Raw genomic sequence first — 20,696 nt, 5'->3', positions numbered from 1 at the left:
GGGAGGTTGTTGTTCTTTGTTGGGAGGGTGAACGGGCGTGGTCGTTCGGTCGCCCAAAACGCCCAAGAACACCCCCCCCCCCCCCCCCTCCCCTTCTCCTCCCCCCCCCCCCCCCCCCCCCCCCCCGAGCAGCCGGTCGCGGGCGGAGGTGGCACCGTGCAGTCCTTCTGGCTGCACATGAACTCCACGCCCGTCTCCGACGAGGTGCTGGCCACCGAGGCGCGCCGACGCGCCTACATCGTGCTGAACGCCTGGGAAGGCGCGCTGATCCCCAAGCTGAAGGCGGCGAACCCGGCCGTCCAGGTGTTCGTCTACAAGGACTTGTCGTCGACGCGCTCGTACGCGTGCCGTGACGGGGTGGACGACGCGCAGTTGCCGACGGGCGTCGGGTATTGCCAGGCGGAAAAGGACCACCCCGAGTGGTTCCTGCTCGACCCGGGCGGTCGCCGGTTCGAGTACAGCGGCTATTCCGGCCACTGGCAGATGGATGTCGGCAACACCGCCTATCAAGACGCGTGGGCGACGAATGTGATCAATAGCAGCACCGCGTCCGGATTCGACGGCGTGTTCATGGACAACGCGTTGTTCCCCTGCGACGCCTACCACGACGGCGTGTGCCCGGCGAAGTACCCGACCGACGCGGCGTTGCAGGACGCGTACAAGTCGATGTTGGCGAACACCCGTGACGACTTCGTCGCCGCCGGGTTGAAGACGGTCGCGAACCTGTCCAACGCCCGGCTGCACGCGGGCGCCTGGGACGCCTACACCGAGCACCTCGACGGCGGTTTCGACGAGTGGTGGCTGGCGTTCGGCGACACCAACCTGCTCTCGGAGTACCCCGAGGGGTGGAGCAGGCAGGTCGCCGAGATCGCCTCGAACGAGGCCCGCGGCAAGATCACCTGGGTGCAGCCGCACCACACCGAGGGCGCGGACCGGGCGTACCGGTTCGCCCTGGCCAGCTACCTCATGGCGGCCGGCGACCTGGCCGCGATCGCGAGCATCGACCAGACCGACGGCTACGGCGACGCCTCGCCGTGGCGCGTCGAGTACGACTGGGACCTCGGCACGCCGTCCGGGCCCTACCAGTCCGTCGGCACGAACGTCTTCGTCCGCGACTTCACGTGCGGCACGGTCGTGGTCAACGCCAACAGCACCGACAGCCGCTCCGTCACGGTGCCTTTGGACGGCGGGCACGTCACCGAACGCGGCACGTCGGTCACCGAGGTCTCGCTGGCCGGCACGTCCGGCGCCGTCCTGCGCAAGGCCTGCTGACCGGATCGGCGGGGTGATCCGTCAGCGGGCGGGTCGAGTGGCGGGCGCCACCCAGGCGCACCGGGTCACCCGTCCACCTCGGTCGCGACCGTTCCGGTCACCGGGCGAGAAGGTCATGGCGGACCCGTGCGCGCGGCCGTGGCGATCGGCGCCGCACTTCGGCGCAACCGACGATCGCCACGCCCGCCAGCAGCGGGAGGACCATGGCCCCCTCGACCGCCAGCGCGCACGTGAGCGCGATCCACAGCAGCAGTCTCATGAGGGAGAGGTTAGGGAGACGCCGGTCACACTCGCACCTGATTTGGGCAAGACTTGAGGTAAAGCCGCCCGTTCGTGCAGCCACCGCTCCCGGTCACGACGAGGCGACGAACCGACCGAACTGATCGTTTTGTCGGACCCCCTCGCTAACCTCCGCGCCACACCGTCGTGAACGACTCGCAGGAGGAACCGTGGGCTGGCTCGATGCCCAATCCGAAGAAGGGCACGCGTCCGGGTACCAGGTGCGGCTGGGGGAGAACGGACGCGTCCAGTGCCGCAACGGCAAGGGCAAGCTGCTGTCCTCGGTGCCCGCCTCGCTCAAGGACGACCCGAGGGTCGTCCAGCTGCGCCAGCTCGCCGAGTGGCTGTCCCGGCACCGCGCCGAGTGCCTGTCCACCGTGGACGGATGGATGGTGCGCTCGCTGCCGGTGCCGGCGGCGCTGATCGCCGAGGTCTGGGCCGACGCCGCGTGGGCCGAGGCGTTGCGCGACCTCGTGGTCACGGCCGACGACGGCAGCGGCCCGGAGACCGGGTTCCTGCGCGACGCCGACCCCGAGCGCGGGCTCGGCGTGGTCACCCTCGACGGCGACACGCGACGGCTGAAGCCCGAGGTGGTGGGCATACCGCACCCGGTGCTGCTGGAGGACTTGGAGGAGCTGCGCGAGTTCGGCGCGGAACTCGGCGTCGAGCAGCAGGTGCAGCAGCTGTTCCGGCAGACGCACGCCCGACCGGCCGGGTTGGCGGGCAAGACGTCGGTCGACGACTTCTCCGGCGGCCGGTTCGAGCAGCTCAACCACGCGCTGGGCCGGTGCCGCACGCTCGGCTACCCGGTGCGCGGCGGCGACGCGGTCTACTCCGCGTTCGAGGACGGCCGGGTCGTGGAGGCCCGCTACTGGCTCGGCTCGGACTACCCCGAGGGCGAGACGTGGACCGGCGAGCTGCACTGGGCGCTGGAGGACGGAACCACCCTGCCGCTCGCCGACGTCGGACCGGTCGCGTGGTCCGAGGGGATGCGCATGGCGGCGGCGATCCACGCCGGTCGCGTCGTGGAGGAAGCGGTGGTGGCCCAGTGAGCGCCCTGAGCCCGAAGGCCCTGATCTCGGCCGGCGCGGTGCTGCCCGGCACCGACGACGTCGGCGAGGACCGCGACACCATCACCGCCCGCCACTACGCCCACGAAGGCCTCGACGGCCGCGTCGTGGTGCGGCTGGTGCCCGCCGTCCTCGGCCGCGCCGAAGACCTGACCTGCGAGTACCTCGGGTTCGACGCGCCCGCCCGGGTCGCCGACGTCGGCACCGGCAAGCGCGTCGCGCTCGGCTTCCCCGCCTGGGCCCTGGTGCACGACCCGGCCAACGGCCACCACGCGCTCAACCTGGTCAAGGACGTCGAACGGCTGGCCCGCACGGCCAAGTCGCGCGCCGGCGCGGCGAAGGACGGGTTCACCGCGCTGGGCGCCATGCTCGGCCGGTCGGCGCCGCACTTCCTGCCCACGTTCTACGAGCAGGCCGGGCGGATCTTCCTCCAGCACGGCAACACCAGCTACGCGGCGAGCATGTTCGGCAAGGCCCGCGAGGCGGAGGAGGTGCACGACCTGGCGGTCGACCCCGAGCGCACGCGCGAGGTGTTCCTGGAGTTCGCGTTCGCCGGCGCGTTGACCGCCAAGGCGTTGTCCGCGCACGCCAAGGGCCTGGCCCGCAAGCACGACCCGGACGCGGCCTACGAGCTGTTCTTCACGCTGTGCGTGGAGCGCACGCGGGGCGGCCTGCCGCCGTACACGGGGATGCCGGAGGACCTGCGGCGGCTGGCCAAGGCCGCCAAGCGCGACCTCGTCGCCGAGGACCAGCGGCTGCTGCGCGCGATCCTGGACGGTTCCGCGATCAGCCGCGCGGGCGGCGCGTTCTGGAAGTCCTACCGGGCCTCGCTGGTGGCGTTGGCCACGGACGACGCGGAGGTGCGCGGCCGGCTGCTGTCGTTCGTGCCCGACTCCGCGACCGTGCTCGACCTGTGGCTGGACATCCTGACCTCCTGCGGCGCGACCCGCGCGCTGATCGGACCGGACGAGGTCGAGGCGAATCCGGCCGAGTGGCTGTCGTCGGTCCTGGCGGTCCGCTCGTCGGGGTGGCGCGCCACCGGGCGGTCGGTGAAGCTGCTGGAGCTCCTCGAGGCGATGGCGGGCCGGCTCGTGGCCGACGGCGTGCCGGTCCGCGCGCTGCGGTACTACCGCCAGGGCGACCTCGACGTGCTGGACCTGCTGGTGTCGCACGACGTCCCGATCGCACCCGGCAGCCAGACCGACGTGCAGCTGGACGTCACCGGGTGGCTGGCCGACGACGAGCCCGGCCGCCGCGACCTCGCCGCGCTGGCCGCGTCCGAGCGGTTCGGCGGCGCGCTCGGCCACGGGCTCGTCGCACACGCCCGATCGCACGTCCGCTCGGACGTCGTCGCCCTGGACGTGCTCACGGCCGCGATGGCGGTGCCTGGTCTGCGCAGCGCGCTGGCCGCGTGGATCAGCGGGCGGGTCGAGCGCGTCGCCGTCACCGGCCTGCCCGACCTCCGCGCCCACCTCGACACGCTGGCCGTCGTGCGGCTGCCCGAGGCGTACGTGGACGTGCCCGAGGCGGCCGAGTCGCTCGCCTGCACCGACGTGGCCGCCGCCCTGCACCGGACGTTGCGCGGAGGCGTGCTGGACGAGCTGGGGTGGCCCGCCCTGGAGGAGGCCGTCGCGCGCCTGGCCGCGGCCGGGATGCCCAAGGACAACGGCGTGGTGGTGTGCGGCGAGGGGTGGCCCGCGCTCGTGCTGCGCCGCGGCGAGACCTTCGTCGTGGTCGGCCCGGAGGGCGTGCTCGCCGAGCACGTCTCCCGCATCCCGGCCGACGCCCGGCACCGCTGGGGGTTCGCGCCGGCCGCGTCGTGGTTCGACGGCGTGCTGCTCGTGCGCTGGCAGGGCCCGGACGGCGAGCTGGCGTACTGGAGCGACGCGCCGGACCACGTCTTCGCGATGGGCGAGGGCCGGAGCTACCACCGCAACGACCCGGCCAGGGCGTCCATCGCGCTGCCCGGCGGCGGCCGGTTCGCCGGTGGGCGGGTCGCGCACCCCGGCGACACGGTCGTGTCGACGCTGTCGGAGGCGCACGGCGACGGCACCACCCTGTGGACCGGCTCCTACTACGACCGCGGGTGGCGCTGGTTCGAGGTCGACCCGGCCACCGGCCAGCGCGGTCGGGCGAGCATGCCCCGGTTCATCGAGGACTTCGCCGCCGACGGCACGTCGCTCGAACTCGCCGAGTGCGACTTGAGGCCCGCCGTCCCCGCGACGGAGGGCAGCCCGCTCGGCGCGGCCGACGGCCTGCACGGGTGGCGCGTGCGCCGCGAGGCGGACGGTTCGTACGTCGGCGAGGGCGTGGACGGCCGCCGCGTCCGGGTGGTCGGCGGCGCCCGCCCGAAGGGCGTGCTGAGGTTGCCCGGCGGCGCGGAGCTCACGTTGGCGACGGGCAACCAGGCCATGGCGGTGCTCGACGCCGAGGGCGTCAGGCTGGCGACGGTGTCGGAAGCCGCGCAGCACCCGGTGTACGCGACCGGCACGCCATTCGTGCCGCCGTTGGACTGGTGGCACCTGCTGCGGCCGCGCGACGAGGCCGGTTCCGCCGCGCTGCGCGGCGTGAGCAGGGAAGCCGTGGACCGGATGCTCGCCGCCGCGCGCGAGGAAGGGCCGGACAGGCGCACGGTCCGCGAGCGGCTGACGGCGCTGGTCGAGGGCGAACGCGGCGGGCTCGCCGGTGTCGTCGCCGCCGAGCTGCCCGGCCTCACGCACCCCGCGCTGATCTCCGGCGTGGTCGACCTGGTCCGCGGCGCGGCCGAGGTGGAGCGCTCCTACCGGCGCTACGGCGAGATCGCCGAGGCGGCCCGCGCGGTCGACCCGGTCCTCGCGCCCACCGGGCCCGTCGTGTCCGAGGACGAGGTCAACGCCGCGCTCCACTGGTTCGGCGGCTACCGCTCCTACAACTCGCGCGGCCTGGTGCCGACCGGGCTGCCCGCGTTGACCGCCGCGCTCGCCGAGGCGGTCGCGCGGCCCGAGGCACGCGCCCTGCCGGTGTCGAACGCGGCCCGCTGGTTCGACGCCCTGCCGCACCTGGCCGCGCTGGCGCACCGCGCCGCGTCACCGCTCACCCCGGACGACCAGCGGGCCGCGCTGGCGCTCGTGCTGCGGTGCGTCGCGGACGCCGGCCTGGCCGACGGCGCCGGGCACTGGCGGACCCTCGGCGTGGTCGTGGACAAGGGCCAGGCCGCGGTGAAGGACCGGGTCGTGCCGGTGCGCGACGGGTTCATCGCCCTGTTCGAGACCCAGTGGCGCAACGGTCCGGGCAGCCGGTTCGACGGCCTGCAGTTCAGCCGCACGCCCGGTGCGTTCGACCTGCCGAAGGACTGGCACGTCGAGTCGGCCGCGGAGGTGCACACGTCGTTCGGGCCCGAGCGGGTGGCCCGGTTCCTCGACGTGCTCGCCGAGCGCGGTCCCGCGCCGTGGTTCCCCGAGGCGGTGCCCGCGCTGATGGAGCTCACCGGCCTGGGCACGGCCGAGGCGACGTACCTGCTGGCCGGGCTGCCCGGCGTCGGCCGGTGGGACGCGAACTTCCTGTCCACCGCCGAGCGACGCCTGCTCAACCTGTCCACGGGCGCCGCGAAGGTGGCCAAGGACCGGTTCCACCGGCTGCACGACGGCCTGCGGCTCGAACTGGTCGCCGCCGCCGTGCCCGCCGACCCGGCCGACCTGTGGACGAGCGGCCCGGACGTGGCCGCGGTCGCCGAGGTGTGGACCGCCGCGCACGGGCGGCGGACGCCGGTGCCCGACGACGTGCTCGTCGACGCGGCGAAGCTGCTGAACCTGCGGGACGTCGGCGAGTACGTGGCCGGCGTGGTCAACCCGGACCTCACGACGTGGCTCACCGTGGACGCCGAGCTGACGTTCACCGGTGACGGGCTGGAGGCCCGCCGGCCGGAGGGGTTCGACCGCGCGGCGCTGTGGTCGGTGCCGCAGGTGCTGGCGTGGCTGGCGCACCGGCTCCCGGCCGGCTCGCCGCTGCGCGCCCGGCTGCCGGAGGCGTTGGCGCTGGCCCGGCAGCGGGTCGCGCACCAGGGCTTCGCCATCGATCTCGGCCGGTGGGTCTCGCTGGACCGGCTGTGCGCGTTGCTCGGCGTCGACGTGCCCACCGAGGCGGGCCTCTACCAGTACCAGGGCTGGCTGGAGCTGGTACCCGCGGGCGAGGAGTACTGCCGGCTCGCGGCCAGGCCCGGTCTCGTCGGACCGGCCGAGCGGGACCTGTTCGTCGCGGTCGCGGAACTGGCCGGCGGGCAGGACGCGCTGCGGGTGCTGGACCGGCTGGCCGACGACCGGCTCACCGCCCTGTGCGCGGTCCCGACGCCCGAGGGCGTCGACCCGGCCGCCTACCACCAGGACCCGATGGTGTCCGTGCCCGCGCTGGTGGCGGAGGTCGCCACGCGGTTCGGGCTGACCGAGGACGCGGCGGCGCTGTACCTGCAACTGCTCGCCCTGCCCGACCCGACCGACGCGAACGTGGCCCGGTGGACCGGCTGGAAACCCGCCCGGCTGCGCAAGGCGCGCGCCGCGCTCGCCGAGACCGACCTGGTGCTCACCGCGAAGCGGGCCAGGGCCGGGCGTTCGCTGTTCCTGCCCGGCGGGTGGCTGGCCCTGGCCGCGCCGCACCTGCCGCTGGAGCGGTGGAAGACGCCGATGTTCGAGTACGCCCCGGGTCAACCCGGCGTCATCGTGCCGCTGGAACCCGTCGCCGACCTGTTCGCCCGCGCCTGGCAACGGGTGCTCGACGGCGACGCACCCGCCTACGAAGAGCTCAAGACCGGAGGACGCAGGTGACCGCACCCAGGCAGGTCGAACCCGCCGAGGACGCCTTCCGCGAGGAGTTGGCGTTCCTCGCGGCCTACGACAGCGGACCCCGTCCGCCGGGGTGGCGGCTCACCCCGCGCGCCGTCGTGACGTTCGTGATGGGCAGCGGCGACCCACTGGCGCTGCCCAAGGGCGTGTCGGTGGACGGCGTGCCGAACCGGCTGGTCATCGGCACCAAGTTCGTCGGCGAACGGGCGCTGGTCGAACGGGCCGTGGTGACGCTGGCGGGCGAGCGCGGCCTGCTGCTGGTCGGCGAACCCGGCACGGCCAAGTCGATGCTGTCCGAACTGCTGGCCGCCGCCGTGTCCGGCAGCAGCCAGCTCGTCGTGCAGGGCACCGCGGGTACCACCGAGGACCAGTTGCGCTACGGCTGGAACTACGCGCTGCTGCTCGCCGAAGGGCCGAGCCCTCGCGCGCTGGTGCCGTCACCGGTGCTCGCCGCGATGCGCGGCGGTGGCGTGGTGCGCGTCGAAGAAGTCACCCGGTGCCTGCCGGAGGTGCAGGACGCGCTGGTGTCGATCCTGTCCGACCGGCGCATCGCGGTGCCCGAGCTGTCCGGCACGGACGGCGCGACCGTGCACGCCGCGCCCGGCTTCACGGTGATCGCCACGGCGAACCTCCGCGACCGCGGCGTGTCGGAGATGTCGGCGGCGTTGAAGCGGCGGTTCAACTTCGAGAACGTCGGGCCCATCGGCGACCTCTCGGCCGAGACGGCGCTGGTGCGCCGTCAGGCCACGGCCGCGCTGGAACGGGTGAGCGCGCCGTTCGCCGTGGACGACGTGGTGCTGGAGGTGCTGGTCACCGCGTTCCGCGACCTGCGCAACGGCGTGTCGGAGGAGGGTTGGGCGGTCGAGCGGCCGTCCACGGTGATGAGCACGGCGGAGGCGGTGTCGGTCGCCACGTCGTTGGGGCTGGCCGGCGCGTACTTCCCCGGCGACCGCGATCCGCTGTCGTTGCTGCCCGGCCACCTGCTCGGTGTGGTCCGCAAGGACGACCCGAGCGACGCGGCCCGGCTGCTCGGCTACTGGGACGGCGCGGTGCGGCGGCGGGCCGAGTCCGGCGCGCGCACGTGGCGACGGCTGTGGGAGCTCCGTGACGTCCTCGATGCGTGAGCTGGCCGACCACCGGCACCCTTACCTGATCGGGGTGCGGCACCACTCGCCCGCGTTGGCGGCGGTGGTGCCCGTCCTGCTGGAGGCGTTCGCGCCCGAGGTGCTGCTGGTCGAGCTGCCGGAGGAGCTGGGGGAGTGGCTGCCGCACCTGGCCGATCCCGACCTCGTCGCGCCGGTCGCGCTGTCCGGCGCCTCGCCGGACGGCGGCCTGGCGTTCTACCCGTTCGCGGACTTCTCCCCGGAGCTGGCCGCGATCCGCTGGGCGCACCGCAACGGCGTGGAGGTCCGGCCGTGCGACCTGCCGCTCGCCCTGCGCGGTGACGGGCACCGGCCGCAGGAGCGTGGCGCGTCACCGCTGACCGATGCGTTGCGCGGTGCGACGACCGGCCGTGACGGCGACGACCTGTGGGACCGGCTGGTGGAGGCCGCCGCGCCCGGCCAGACGCCGGAGGCGGTGCGGCGGGCGGCGTTGCTGGTCGGCTGGGCGTTGCGCGAGGACGCGGCGGCCACCGGCGTGGACCCGTACGACCTGCGCCGGGAGGCGTGGATGCGGCGGGCCGTGCAAGGCGTGGACGGACGGCGGTGCGCGGCGGTGATCGGGTCGTTCCACGCGGCGGCGTTGCTGGACGGGCCGGTGGACACCTCGGTCCCGGTCGCCGGCGACGTGGTCACGTCGTTGGTGCCGTACGGGTTCGCGTTGCTGGACGAGCGTTCGGGCTACCCCGCGGGCATTCGCGATCCCGAGTGGCAGCAGGCCGTGCTGGAGGCGGCGGGTGATCCGGAGGCGGTGGAGGCCGCCGCCGCGTCGCTGATCGTGCGGATCTGCGCGCGGGTGCGGGAGCTCGACCACCCGGCCGGTCCCGCCGAGGCGCGCGAGGCGTTGCGGCTGGCGGTCGACCTGGCCCGGCTGCGCGGCCTGCCCGCGCCCGGTCGCGGTGAGCTGGTGGAGGCGGTGCAGACCGTGCTGACCCACGCCGAGCCGCTGGGGCGGGGACGAGTCGTGGCCCGGGCCGCCGGTGACGTGCTGGTGGGGCACCGGACCGGGGTGCTCGCGCCCGGCACGCCCCGGTCGGGTCTGGCGCCGGCCGTGGAGGCGCTGGTCGCGTCGCTGCGGCTGCCCGGTCCGGACTCGCGCGAGGCGGTGTCGTTGCGGCTGGACCCGTTGAGGTCGGACCTGGACGCGCGGCGCGAGGTGGCGTTGCGGCGGCTGGCCGTGCTCGGCGTGACCTACGGCGAGGAGACCGAGACCACCGGCGTCGGCGGCGGTGAAGCCCTGACCACCCGGTGGACGGTGGCGTGGACCCCGGCGACCGCGGCGACGTTGCCGGTGGCCGGGTTGTGGGGCGCGACGTTGGAGTTGGCCGCGTTCGGGCGGTTGCGGGCCCGTCGCGCCGAACGCGAACAACGCGGCGGGCACACACCTGCCGCCGTGTTGGGCGACCTCCTCGACGCGGCGCTGTGCGGGTTGCCCGGGATGGTCGACACCCTGCTGGCCGACGCGGCGACCGTGCTGCCGTCGTCGGCGACGTTGCGGGAGCTGTTGGCGGGGCTGGACCTGCTCGACCGGTTGCGCGCCGGTCACGTGCCCGGGACGCCCGGCGACGTCCTGGACGCGCACCCGTTGCTGGCGCTGGAACTGGAGACGGCGGCCGTGGCCCAGCTCGAAGGGCTCGCCGGGTCGGAGGACGTCGCCGACGCGCGGGCGTTGGTGGAGCTGGGTCAGCGGCCGGGGGTGCACGGGCTGCGGCTCGAAGCGTGCCTGCGGGCGTTGGCCGACTCGGCGACGCCGCTGATCGCCGGTGCGGCCGGTGCGGCCCGGGTCCTGCTCGGTCTGGTGCCCGCGTCGGTGTTGGGTGAGCGGGTCGCGTCCTGGGTGGACGGTGCGAGCACGCCGGAGCGCAGGGGTGTGCTGCGGCTGGGGCTCACCGGGGTGCTCGCGGCGGCCGGGCCGTTGTTGGAGACGCCGGACGCGCTGTCGCCGTTGCTGGACCGGGTGGAGGGGTTGGGGGACCGGGACTTCCTCGACCGGCTGCCCGCCCTGCGAGGGGCGTTCACGTCGGTCGGGCCGGCCGCGCGGGCCCGGGTGCTGGCGGTGGTGGAGGAGCGGACCGGTGAACGGGTCGACGCGGTCGGCGCGCCTGATCCGGAACTGCTGGCGGTGTGGTTGGACGCCGAGCACGCGGCCGTGGACGCCTTGCGGGCGCACGGTTTGCTGCCCGACCGGGGTCGACCGGCCCACGCCTCGGCGGGCGGAGCGGTCGACTCGGCAGCCGGGACTGGAACGCCGGCGGGTGGTGGCGGCCGTGCGGCCGGTGCGCCCGGGTCCCCGATCGGCGCGGCCGGCCTGGCTGAGTCGACCCCCGAGGTGTCCGGCGGTGCTTCGGCGAGCAAGGTGGCCGGCGGTGAATTGGCGACCGCAGTGACAAGCGGCGGGGCGTCGGCTGAGCTGTCCCACGCCGGCGAGTTGCCCGCCGGGGTCCGGTGGCGGTTGGTGCTCGGGTCGAACGGCGAACGGCCGGCGGGTGCGGGCAGGTACGCGGCCGCGTTGGACGAGCTGTACGGGCGTGACCGGGGCGAGGGGGCGGCGCGCGGCGAACTCGGCGCCGACCGCGCCAGCCCGTTCCCCGACGTGCGCGAGTGGTCGGAGGAGTTGCGCGACCTGTTCGGCGAGCACGTCCGCGAAGAAGTCCTGGCGGCGGCGGCGGAAGGTGGGCGGTTGGAAGCGGCGCTGGAGATCGACCCCGGCTCCGTGCGGCCGTCGGTCGACCTGCTGCGCAACGTGCTGTCGTTGGCGGGCGGGTTGTCGGAGTCGGCGCTGGCGCGGCTGCGGCCGTTGGTGGCAAGGCTCGTGCGCGAGCTGACCGAGCAACTCGCAAACCGCGTGCGGCCCGCGTTGACCGGGATCCAGCTGCCGACGCCGACCCGTCGGCCCGGAGGCCGGCTGGACCTGCCGCGCACCCTGCGCGCCAACCTCGCGACCGCGCGCCGCGGGGCCGACGGCCGCGTGGTGGTCGTGCCGGAACACCCGGTGTTCCGCACCCGCGGGCGCAAGGCGAACGACTGGCGGCTGGTGCTGGTGGTGGACGTGTCCGGCTCGATGGAGGCCTCCACGGTGTGGTCGGCGCTGACCGCCTCCGTCTTCGCCGGGGTGTCCGCGCTGTCGACGCACTTCCTGGCGTTCTCCACCGAGGTCGTCGACCTGACCGACCGGGTGGCCGACCCGTTGTCGTTGCTGCTGGAGGTGCGGGTGGGCGGTGGCACGCACATCGCGGGCGCGTTGCGCCACGCCCGTTCCCTCGTGACCGTGCCGGAGAGGACGATGGTGGTACTGGTCAGCGATTTCGAGGAGGGCGGTCCGGTCGGGCCGCTCGTCGCGCAGGTCCGGGAGCTGGTCACCTCGGGGGTGACGGTGCTCGGCTGCGCGAGCCTCGACGACCGCGGCGTCGCCCGCTACTCCACGTCGGTGGCGGGCGCGCTGGTCGCGGCGGGCATGCCGGTCGCCGCGCTCAGCCCGCGTGAGCTGGCCCGCTGGGTGGGGGAGAAGGTGCGCGGATGAGCGTGCCCCCGGTGTTCCCGGCGGTGGTGGCCGACGTGCTCGACGCCCTGCCGCCCCGCCTGCGCAAGCGGGTCGACGCGTCGCTCGGGCGCGTGGCCGAGTGGACGGTGACCGCGGACGCCGACACGGCCCGTGCCGAGCTGGACGCCGAGACCGCGCTCACCTGGACGTTGCGCCAAGGCGTCCTCACGACGGCCGACGACCTGGTGTGCAGCTGCCTGCTCGCGCCGAAGTGCCTGCACCGGGGCGTCGCCGTGGCCGCGGCCGAGGTCGCCGCGGGCGTCGACGAGCCGGCCGAGGTCGCGGAAGGCGTCCAGGTGCCGGCCGAGGTCCCCGACGAGCCCGTTCCCGACACGACGTCCGACGACGAACGTGCGGCGGCGAGCGCGCTCTGGGCGGCGTGCGGGACGGTGCTCCGCGCCGGGGCCACGGGCAGCGGTGCCGTGGTCCGCGCCGAACTGCTGCGCGCCGTCCACGTCGCCCGCGTCGCGGGCCTGCACCGCGCCGCCGCGAACGGCCTGCGCATCGCCTCCGCGCTGGCCGCCGCACGCGCCGGCGACTCGTCGTTCGACCGCGAGGCGCTGACCGCCGAACTGGTCGAGCTGATGCTGCTCTGCCACGACCTGCGCACGGGCACCGGCCACGCGGCCGAGCTGCGCGGCACCGCCCGGCGCGAGTACCGCCCGATCGGCTCCCTGCGCCTGTACGGCCTGTGCACCGAGGTGGTCGTCGCCGCCTCCGGCTACGCCGGGGTGGTCACGCACCTGGTGGACGGCGGCGGCGTGCTGTGGACCGTGCCGGCGATCATGCCGGGCGGCGCGGAACGGGTCGCCGCCGCCGCGAGCGGACCGGTGGCGATCGGTGAGTCCGGCCTCAGCCAGCGCCAACTGGGCCGTGCGGGCCTGCTGCTCTCCGGCGGCACGGCGTCGGCCGACCACCGGCTCGGCGCGGGCAAGGCCGTCCGCGCGGTGGCCGCGTCCGCCGCGTCCTGGGACGAGCCGCCGTTGGCCGGCCTGTGGGCGCAACCGCTGCCGGACCAGGTGACCCGCGGGTTCCAGGCCCACGCCAGACCCGAGTCCCACCGACCGGCCGGCGCGGACCTGCTGTTCGTGGCCGGAACCGTGCTCGGCGCGGCCGGCGACGCGCTGCGGCTGGGCACCGACGAGGCCCACGTCGACCTCGTCGGAGACGGCGACCGGGCGCGCGAGAACCTGCGGGTCCTCGCGAACGCGCCCGGTCTCCGGCTCCGCGCCGTGGCACGCCTGCTGCCCGACCGCCCCGGCAGGGCCGTCGCGCTGGCCGTCACCGGGGACCTCGACCTGCCCCCGGACCTGCGCCACCACGTCGACCTCGGCCTGGACCGGCTCCAGCGCTCCCACGTCGCCGGCGACGGCACCCGCGAACTCCCGGCACGGCCGGAGCCCGCCGAACGCGTGCCGCGTCCCGCGCGCCCGCTGGAGAACGTGCTGCACCGCATCGCGCTCGGTGGACGTGCCGTGGCGGCCGTCGCCTCGGCCGGGCGCGAGGTGACCGCCCTGACCCGCAACGGCCTCACCACCACCGCCGATCTGCTGGCCGGCCTGGCCGACGCCTCGCGCGACCGCGGCCGGGACGCGTTCGGCCGGGTGGTCCGCGACGGGGGCGACGACTTCCCGATGGCCTGGTTGCGCGCCGGCCTGCACGTCCGCGAGTTCACCCGGGCCGCCGCCCGGCGCGCCTGGCTGACCGAGGTGGGTCGAAATGAGGTGACCTGACCAGTCGATCATCCTTATCCTGCGGCGATGTCGAAGCCACCCACCGGCCCGCTGTGCACGCGGGAGTCGATCGGCACCCAGCTCCGGGCGGCCGGCCTGCGCCGGGGTGACACCGTCCTCGTGCACTCCTCGCTGAGTTCCCTCGGCTGGGTCTGCGGCGGTGCCACCACCGTGGTGTCGGCGCTGCTCGACGTGCTCGGCGAGGCCGGGACGCTGGTGACGCCCGCGCAGTCCGCCGACAACTCCGACCCGGCCGGCTGGCGGAACCCGCCCGTGCCCGAGTCGTGGTGGCCCGAGATCCGGGCGTCGATGCCGCCCTACGACCCGCGCACGACACCCTCGACGGGCGTCGGCGTGATCCCCGAGGCCGTGCGGAACCGGCCGGGAGCGGTCCGCAGCGCCCACCCGCAGACCTCGTTCGCCGCCATCGGTGCCCGGGCGGCCGAGGTCGTGGCCGAGCACGCCCTCGACAGCCGGCTCGGCGAACGCAGCCCGCTCGCGCGGTTGGAGGCGATGGACGCGCGGGTCCTGCTCCTGGGCGTCGGCTTCGACTCCTGCACGGCCTTCCACCTGGCCGAGTACCGGCTGCCGACACCGCCGGAGGCCGACAACTCGATCGCGATCAGCACCCCGCACGGCCGCTCCTGGACGACCGTGCGCGACGTCGTCCTCGACGACGGCGACTTCGCGGAGCTGGGCGCGGCCTTCGCCGCCGCCCACCCGGTCGGGCTCGGCCGGGTGGGCGGCGGCGTCACCAGGCTGTTCCCGCTGGCGGACGCCGTCGCTCACGCCGAGGTCTGGCTGGCCGCGCGCCGTGGGCGAAATGACGTTGAGGACGCGGCGGCGCCGTGACTAGTGTGCTCGGGGTGACCAGCCCCGAGTCGGACAGAGCGGAGCCGCCGATCGCCGGCGGCGAGCCGTCCGACCGGTGAACGACCGGTCCTGATCGCGATCGCCCGTCGGCGGTCGGCACGCGCACGCACCTGACCGCGCACGCCGACCTCGGAGTCGATCCCCTTGCCTGTGTTCGTCTACGTCCTCGGCCTTGCCGTGTTCGCGCAAGGCACCTCGGAATTCATGCTGTCCGGCCTCGTCCCGGGCATCGCCGCCGACCTGTCCGTCCCGGTGGGCGCGGCGGCGAGCCTCACCTCCGCCTACGCCATCGGGATGATCATCGGCGCGCCGGTGATGGCCGCGCTGAGCGCGCGGTGGCCACGTCGTCGCGCGCTGGCGGGTTTCCTGGCCGCGTTCGTCGTCGTGCACGTGCTCGGCGCGGTCACGACGGACTTCGCCGTCCTCTTCGGAACCCGGATCGTCGCCGCGATCGTGAACGCCGGGTTCCTCGCCGTCGCGATGTCCGTCGCGACCGCGCTCGTGCGCCCGACCGAGCACGGCCGGGCGACCGCCGTCCTGTTGTCGGGCATCACGTTGTCGTGCGTGGCGGGCGTGCCGGCGGGCGCCCTGCTGGGCGACTGGGCCGGGTGGCGCTCGGCGTTCTGGGCGGTCGCCGCGCTGTGCCTGCCCGCGTTGGCGTTCGTGTTCCGGTCCGCGCCCGCCGATGCGGCCGATCGTCGTGACGTGTCGGTGCGGGAGGAAGCCGGGGCGTTGAGGTCACGGCGGTTGCAGCGCGCACTGGTGCTCGCGGTGCTCGTCAACGGGGCCACGTTCGCGACCTTCGCGTACCTCGCCGTCATCGCCACCGACGTCGCCGGCCTGCCTGCCGGCGCGGTCCCCGTGCTGCTGGCGGCGTTCGGCGTCGGCGCGTTCACCGGGGTGACGGTGGCCGGCCGGCTCGGTGACGTGCGGCTCTGGCCGGCGTTGTGCGCCCTGCCGGTCGGGTGGGCGGCGCTGGCCGTGACCGGCGCCCACCCGGCGGCGCTGCACGCCTTGGCGGTGGTGCAGGGCGCGTTGTCGTTCGGCGTCGGATCGGCGCTGGTCGGGCGCGTGATGCGGGTCGCGTCCGACGCGCCCTCGCTCAGCGGAGCGTTCGCCACCGTCGCGTTGAACGTCGGCGCGTTCCTGGGTCCGCTGTCGGCCGCCGTCGCGACCCGGACCGCCGCCGACTACCGCGCGGCGCCGTGGGTCAGCGCGGTCCTGGCCGCCGGCGCGATCGTCGTCAGCGGTGTCCGTAGGCGAGGTTCGTCCCGCCCGCCGCGCGTTCCGCGGTGATCACGGTGTCGCCGACGAGCAACGCGCGGTCGTCCACCAACGGGGTGCCGTCCTCGCCCCGGCTGAGCCGGCTGCTCAACAGGGCCGGCGAACCGGGCTCGCGCCGGAGCACCCGGGCCTGCTCGGCCGTCAGCGCCACCGCCTGGATCGTCTCGCTGGCCTGCCGCACCGGCCGCCCCGACTCCTCGAGGAGCCGGTACAGCGACTGGTGGCGCAGGGTCTCCACGTCGACGGACCCGGCCGGCAGGTAGGACGTCTGGAGCAACAGCGGGACGGACACGCCGGGGGAGGGTCGGGTGCTGCGCAGCCTCTCGACCGCCAGCACCCGACCCTCCTCGACGCCCAACCGCGCGCCCACGTCACCGGGTGGCACGACGAGCCGGGCGTCCAGCACCTCGGTCTCCAGCTCGATGCCCTGGTCGACGAGGTCCTGCGCCAGGCTCCGCAACCCGGTGAGGCCGTAGGCGAACGCGGGCCGCCGCACGAACGTGCCGACACCGTGCCGCGTCTCCAGCAGCCCGTCCGCCTCCAACGCCTGGATGGCCTGCCGCACCGTCATCAACGAGACGTCGAACTCCTCGCCCAACTCCCGTTGCGCGGGCAGCGGCGCGTCCGCCGGGTACCGCCCGTCCGCGATCCGGTCGGCCAGCACCCGGTAGATCGCCAGGTACTTGGGCACGCGCGTGCCGTACTCGCGGCCCGTGCGCCGCCCGTCGTCCACCGGTGGGAACCCCCGACTCTCAACCTCCGACGGAGGATAGCGCCCGGCGGAACGCGGCCACCTCGTCCACGACCTCGGCGACGGGCGCGCCGTCGACGAGCATCCGCATCAGCACCGAGCCGATCACGACACCGTCGGCGTCCGCGCAGGCCTCCACCGCGTGCTCGACCGTCGAGATGCCGAACCCGGTCACCACGGGCAGGTCGGTCATCCCCTTCAACCGCCGTGCGGTCTCCCGTGCCGTGGTGGCGAGGTCGGTGCGCTCACCGGTGATCCGCATCGAGCTCATGCAGTACACGAACCCGGACGACGCCCGCGCGATCTCACGGCACCGGTCGTCGTCGCACGAGGGCGCGGCCAGCAGCACCGCCGCCACCCCGGCCTCCGCCGCACGTGCCCGGTACTCCGCCGACTCCTCCAGCGGCAGGTCCGGCACGATCACGCCCCGGACGCCCGCCGACGCCAGGTGGTCGAGGAACCCTCCCACGCCGCGGTCTGGCGTCATGGTCATCGCCACGTTCGCGTAGGTCATGACGACCAGCGGCACGTCGAGGTCGAGCCCGGCCAGCTCCTCCACCAACGGCCTGGGCCGTCCACCGCGGCCCGCGGCGAGCGCTGCGGCCCGCTGCACCGTCGGCCCGTCGAGCATCGGGTCGGAGAACGGCAGGCCGATCTCGATCGCGTCCGCGCCCGCCTCCGCCGCGCCCCGCACCAGGTCGAGCCAGTCCGGCACGACGCCCGCCATCACGTACGGGATCAGCAGCGGCTCACGGGCGTCCCGCAGACGCCGTTCCAACACGCTCATCGCAGGTGCTCCCTGATCTGCTGGAGGTCCTTGTCGCCACGGCCGGACAACGTGACCAGCACCGTCGACCCGGCCGCCAGCTCACCGGTCGCGGCCGCGTCCACCACCCACGCCAGGGCGTGCGCCGATTCCAGCGCCGGGAGGATCCCCTCGGACCTGGTCACCAGCTTCAACGCCCGCAGGGCCTGCTCGTCGGTCACGCTCGTGTAGTGCGCCCGCCCGGCCTCCGCGAGGTGCACGTGCTCCGGCCCGACGCCCGGGTAGTCCAGGCCGGCCGAGATCGACTCCGCTTCGAGCACCTGGCTGTCGTCGTCCTGCAGGAAGTGCGACATGAACCCGTGCAGCACGCCGAGCTTGCCCTTCTCGACCGCGCTGCCGCCCGCCGCCTCCACGCCCACCAACCGGACCGGGGTGTCCACGAACCCGGCGAACGTCCCCGCCGCGTTCGACCCGCCACCCACGCACGCCACCACCACGTCGGGCAAAGCCTTCGGCAGCCGCTCGGCGCACTGGGCGCGTGCCTCGTCGCCGATGACGCGCTGGAACTCCCGCACCATCCACGGGTACGGGTGCGGCCCCATCGTGGAGCCGACGCAGTAGTGCGCGTCCTCGGTCTCGTTCACCCAGGCGCGCAACGCGCCGTTGGTCGCCTCCTTCAACGTCCCGACACCGTTCGCCGACGTCACCGGCACGACCTCCGCGCCGAGCAGCTCCATCCGGAAGACGTTCACCGCCTGCCGCCGGACGTCGGTGTGTCCCATGTAGACGGTGCAACCCAGTCCCAGCAACGCGGCGGCGGTGGCCGTGGCCACGCCGTGCTGCCCGGCCCCGGTCTCCGCGATCAGCTTCCGCTTGCCCATCCGGCGGGCCAGCAACGCCTGGCCGAGCACGTTGTTGATCTTGTGTGACCCGGTGTGCGCCAGGTCCTCCCGCTTCAGCAGGACCCGCACGCCCAACGCGTCGGACAACCGCGCGCACTCCGTCAACGGCGTCGGTCGACCCACGTACGTCGCGAGCAGCCGCCGGTACTCCGCCGTGAACGCGGCATCCGACCACGCCTCCCGGAACGCCGCCTCCACCGCCTTCGCGGCGGGTATGAGCGCCTCCGGCAGGTAGCGCCCGCCGAACCTCCCGAACCGACCGGCCGCGTCGGGTGCACCCATCCCGCCGGCCCTGACCACCTCGTGAACTGACACTTCTAGAACTCTAGAACTCTCCTCGCGCCCTGGCAAGTGACTGCGGTTCGTCGTCGGAAGGTCGCTCTCCGTGGTGGTCCGCAGTTCGCTCAGGAGAGTTTCCGCTGCTCTCGAAAAAGCGCTGGACTTGACCTTCGCTATTCGCGCCTTCGTTGACATATTCACGCGTTCTGTGAAGTCGAAGATCGCTCGCGACGGTCGGAATTCTCGATCGCCAGGAATGTTCCGCGATTCCCCCAGTCTCGTGAATCGCGCAGCTCGGACGGTTGCGCGGCCACCACGTCGGCGCTAACCTCCGAACCAGGGGAGAATGACGACCGGGTGGGTCGAGTCGTCGCCCGGAGCGTTTCCGGGTCGCGCTCGCGCCTATTCGCGTTACGTCCGCGATTGTTTTCAGGGGTGGGTCCATGCGCATTGTCGCGTTCGCGTTCGTGTTCATTGTGGTCGCCGCCGTGCCCGCCGCGGCCGAGCCCCGGGACGACCGGTTGGCGCGTGCGCTGTCCGGCTCGGTGAGCACCTCGGCCGCGCTGGCCACGCTCGCCGAGTTCGACGCCGCCGCCAAGCGCCACGGCGGCAACCGGGCCGCGGGCACCCCGGGGTTCGAGCGATCGCGGGAGCACGTCGAGCGCGTGCTGCGGCGCGCCGGGTACCGCGTGACGAGCCAGCCGGTGCCCTACACCGGGTTCACGGCCGACGTCGAGGTCTTCACCGCGCCCGACGGCACTCGGGTCCGTGCGCTGATGGGCCAGTTCACCCCGTCCGGCCAGGTCACGGGCTCGCTCGCGGCGGCGACGGGTGACGGCTGCCAGGCCGCGCACTACCCCGCCGGCACCGCGATCGCGGTCGCGCCCACCGGTGGCTGCCCGACGGTCGACAAGGCGGTGGCCGCGCGGGCCGCGGGCGTGCGGGCGGTGCTGTTCTACGACGTGTCGCCCGTCGTGGACGCCGTGCTGCGCCGCCGCGTGCCGGGCGCCCCGCTGCCGGTGGCGTTCATCAGCGAGCGCTCGGCCCGGTCGTTGACGCCCGGCACGGCGTCGCTCGACCTGCGCGGCCACTCCTACGACGACGTCACGGTGAACGTGTTCGCCGAGACCTCCGGCGGCCGGGCGGACAGCGTCGTCATGGCAGGCGCGCACCTCGACAGCGCGGTCGACGGGCCGGGCGTCAACGACAACGGCACGAGCGTCGCGGCGCTGCTGGAGACCGCGGTCCGCCTCGCGCCGCACCAGGCCCGGGTGGTCAACAAGGTGCGCTTCGCGTTCTGGGGCGCCGAGGAGTGGCTCAACGTCGGCTCGATCCACTACGTGAACACCCTCGCGCCGCAGGAGCTGGCCGCGATCAGCCTGTACCTGAACTGGGAGCTGATCGCGTCGCCCAACTACGTGCACTTCGTCGTCGACGGCGACGACAGCGACCACCCGGACACCGGCTCGCCGCCGGGGCCGCCCGGGTCCGGCGTGGTGGAAGCCGTGCTGTCGCAGGGGTACCGCGTGCGGGACGTGCCGTTCCGCACCGCCGACCTCAACGACATCCGATCCGACCAGGAGCCGTTCGCCGCGGTGGGCGTGCCGGTCGGCGGCGCGTTCGGCGGGGTGCGCGGCATCAAGACCCCGGAGGAGGCCGCGGTGTTCGGCGGCACGGCGGGGATGACGTACGACCCGTGCTACCACCAGCCCTGCGACGACCTGTCGAGCGTCCACTTCGGAGCGCTGGGCGAGTCGATGCGGGCGATGGCGTGGGCCGTGGGGCGCTTCGCCGTGGTGGACGACGACGTGCGGCCCTGACAGGGAAGGGAGGTGCGCGCCATGTTCTACGTCCACTAGTAGTCGATGACCATCCGGTGGGGTGGGGCCGGGGGGACCCCCCCACGGCCCGGGGGGGGTTTCCTCCCCGTCTCCTTTCCCCTCCTTCTGTCCCCACGTTCTTCCACCCTCCC

Annotated in this window: 13 protein-coding genes; 9 read left to right on the top strand and 4 right to left on the bottom strand. The window is 74.4% G+C overall.

The genetic code is table 11. The annotated features are described in order from the left end of the window. Positions 1-156: 156 nt before the first annotated feature. On the top strand, positions 157-1,272 hold the full coding sequence (locus ACZ7GX_RS43635) for a putative glycoside hydrolase family 15 protein (RefSeq protein ID WP_498786432.1): 1,116 nt from the start codon (positions 157-159) through the stop codon (positions 1,270-1,272). 97 nt (positions 1,273-1,369) lie between these two features. Here ACZ7GX_RS43635 and ACZ7GX_RS43630 read toward each other — a convergent pair whose 3' ends face one another. Next, a complete protein-coding gene (locus ACZ7GX_RS43630) occupies positions 1,370-1,531 on the bottom strand; it encodes a hypothetical protein (protein WP_498786430.1) in 162 nt (53 codons plus the stop codon). Between the two features lie 190 nt (positions 1,532-1,721). Between ACZ7GX_RS43630 and ACZ7GX_RS43625 the strand changes: the two genes are divergently transcribed. The 7 genes from ACZ7GX_RS43625 to ACZ7GX_RS43595 all read left to right on the top strand — a co-directional run bounded on the left by ACZ7GX_RS43625 (position 1,722) and on the right by ACZ7GX_RS43595 (position 16,038). Continuing rightward, on the top strand, positions 1,722-2,603 hold the full coding sequence (locus ACZ7GX_RS43625; RefSeq protein ID WP_498786428.1) for a DUF4132 domain-containing protein: 882 nt from the start codon (positions 1,722-1,724) through the stop codon (positions 2,601-2,603). Beyond that, positions 2,600-7,417 carry a hypothetical protein gene (locus ACZ7GX_RS43620; protein ID WP_498786426.1) on the top strand — a complete coding sequence of 1,606 codons (4,818 nt, stop codon included), beginning with the start codon at positions 2,600-2,602 and terminating at the stop codon, positions 7,415-7,417. The genes ACZ7GX_RS43625 and ACZ7GX_RS43620 overlap by 4 nt, the downstream gene beginning before the upstream one ends. Next, on the top strand, positions 7,414-8,559 hold the full coding sequence (locus ACZ7GX_RS43615; RefSeq protein ID WP_498786424.1) for an ATP-binding protein: 1,146 nt from the start codon (positions 7,414-7,416) through the stop codon (positions 8,557-8,559). Before ACZ7GX_RS43620 ends, ACZ7GX_RS43615 begins: the two co-directional genes overlap by 4 nt. Further along, positions 8,540-12,115, top strand: a complete 3,576-nt coding sequence (locus ACZ7GX_RS43610; RefSeq protein WP_498786422.1) for a DUF5682 family protein — start codon at positions 8,540-8,542, stop codon at positions 12,113-12,115. Before ACZ7GX_RS43615 ends, ACZ7GX_RS43610 begins: the two co-directional genes overlap by 20 nt. Beyond that, complete coding sequence (locus ACZ7GX_RS43605; protein WP_498786420.1) at positions 12,112-13,869, top strand: hypothetical protein; 1,758 nt, start codon at positions 12,112-12,114, stop codon at positions 13,867-13,869. The genes ACZ7GX_RS43610 and ACZ7GX_RS43605 overlap by 4 nt, the downstream gene beginning before the upstream one ends. Before the next feature lie 27 nt (positions 13,870-13,896). Beyond that, a complete protein-coding gene (locus tag ACZ7GX_RS43600) occupies positions 13,897-14,721 on the top strand; it encodes an AAC(3) family N-acetyltransferase (protein ID WP_498786418.1) in 825 nt (274 codons plus the stop codon). Between the two features lie 165 nt (positions 14,722-14,886). Then, the gene (locus ACZ7GX_RS43595; RefSeq protein ID WP_498786417.1) at positions 14,887-16,038 is read left to right on the top strand and encodes a Cmx/CmrA family chloramphenicol efflux MFS transporter; all 1,152 of its coding nucleotides are present in this window, start codon (positions 14,887-14,889) and stop codon (positions 16,036-16,038) included. On the opposite strand, the gene ACZ7GX_RS43590 is transcribed toward ACZ7GX_RS43595, so the two are convergent. From ACZ7GX_RS43590 to trpB, 3 genes are read right to left on the bottom strand one after another with little or no spacing between them, the layout of a single operon-like run. Continuing rightward, positions 15,986-16,759: a GntR family transcriptional regulator gene (locus ACZ7GX_RS43590; protein WP_498786415.1), complete on the bottom strand. Its 774-nt coding sequence runs from the start codon at positions 16,757-16,759 to the stop codon at positions 15,986-15,988. The two genes, ACZ7GX_RS43595 and ACZ7GX_RS43590, sit on opposite strands and share 53 nt — an antisense overlap. A gap of 19 nt (positions 16,760-16,778) precedes the next feature. Then, complete coding sequence (trpA, locus tag ACZ7GX_RS43585; RefSeq protein ID WP_498786413.1) at positions 16,779-17,564, bottom strand: tryptophan synthase subunit alpha; 786 nt, start codon at positions 17,562-17,564, stop codon at positions 16,779-16,781. Beyond that, complete coding sequence (trpB, locus tag ACZ7GX_RS43580; RefSeq protein ID WP_498786434.1) at positions 17,561-18,727, bottom strand: tryptophan synthase subunit beta; 1,167 nt, start codon at positions 18,725-18,727, stop codon at positions 17,561-17,563. The genes trpA and trpB overlap by 4 nt, the downstream gene beginning before the upstream one ends. A gap of 440 nt (positions 18,728-19,167) precedes the next feature. Between trpB and ACZ7GX_RS43575 the strand changes: the two genes are divergently transcribed. Continuing rightward, a complete protein-coding gene (locus ACZ7GX_RS43575) occupies positions 19,168-20,544 on the top strand; it encodes a M28 family peptidase (protein WP_498786411.1) in 1,377 nt (458 codons plus the stop codon). Positions 20,545-20,696 lie beyond the last annotated feature (152 nt).

The organism is Actinosynnema sp. NPDC037264 (assembly GCF_055603705.1).
The sequence above is the reverse complement of the archived record's forward strand: the minus strand, read 5'-3'. Positions and strand labels throughout refer to the sequence as shown.

Excerpts from the sequence above, each read along its gene's own strand:
- ACZ7GX_RS43630 (WP_498786430.1), bottom strand. The coding sequence starts at position 1,531 with ATGAGACTGCTGCTGTGGATCGCGCTCACGTGCGCGCTGGCGGTCGAG.
- ACZ7GX_RS43605 (WP_498786420.1), top strand. The coding sequence starts at position 12,112 with ATGAGCGTGCCCCCGGTGTTCCCGGCGGTGGTGGCCGACGTGCTCGAC.
- ACZ7GX_RS43600 (WP_498786418.1), top strand. The coding sequence starts at position 13,897 with ATGTCGAAGCCACCCACCGGCCCGCTGTGCACGCGGGAGTCGATCGGC.
- trpA (WP_498786413.1), bottom strand. The coding sequence starts at position 17,564 with ATGAGCGTGTTGGAACGGCGTCTGCGGGACGCCCGTGAGCCGCTGCTG.
- trpB (WP_498786434.1), bottom strand. The coding sequence starts at position 18,727 with ATGGGTGCACCCGACGCGGCCGGTCGGTTCGGGAGGTTCGGCGGGCGC.
- ACZ7GX_RS43575 (WP_498786411.1), top strand. The coding sequence starts at position 19,168 with ATGCGCATTGTCGCGTTCGCGTTCGTGTTCATTGTGGTCGCCGCCGTG.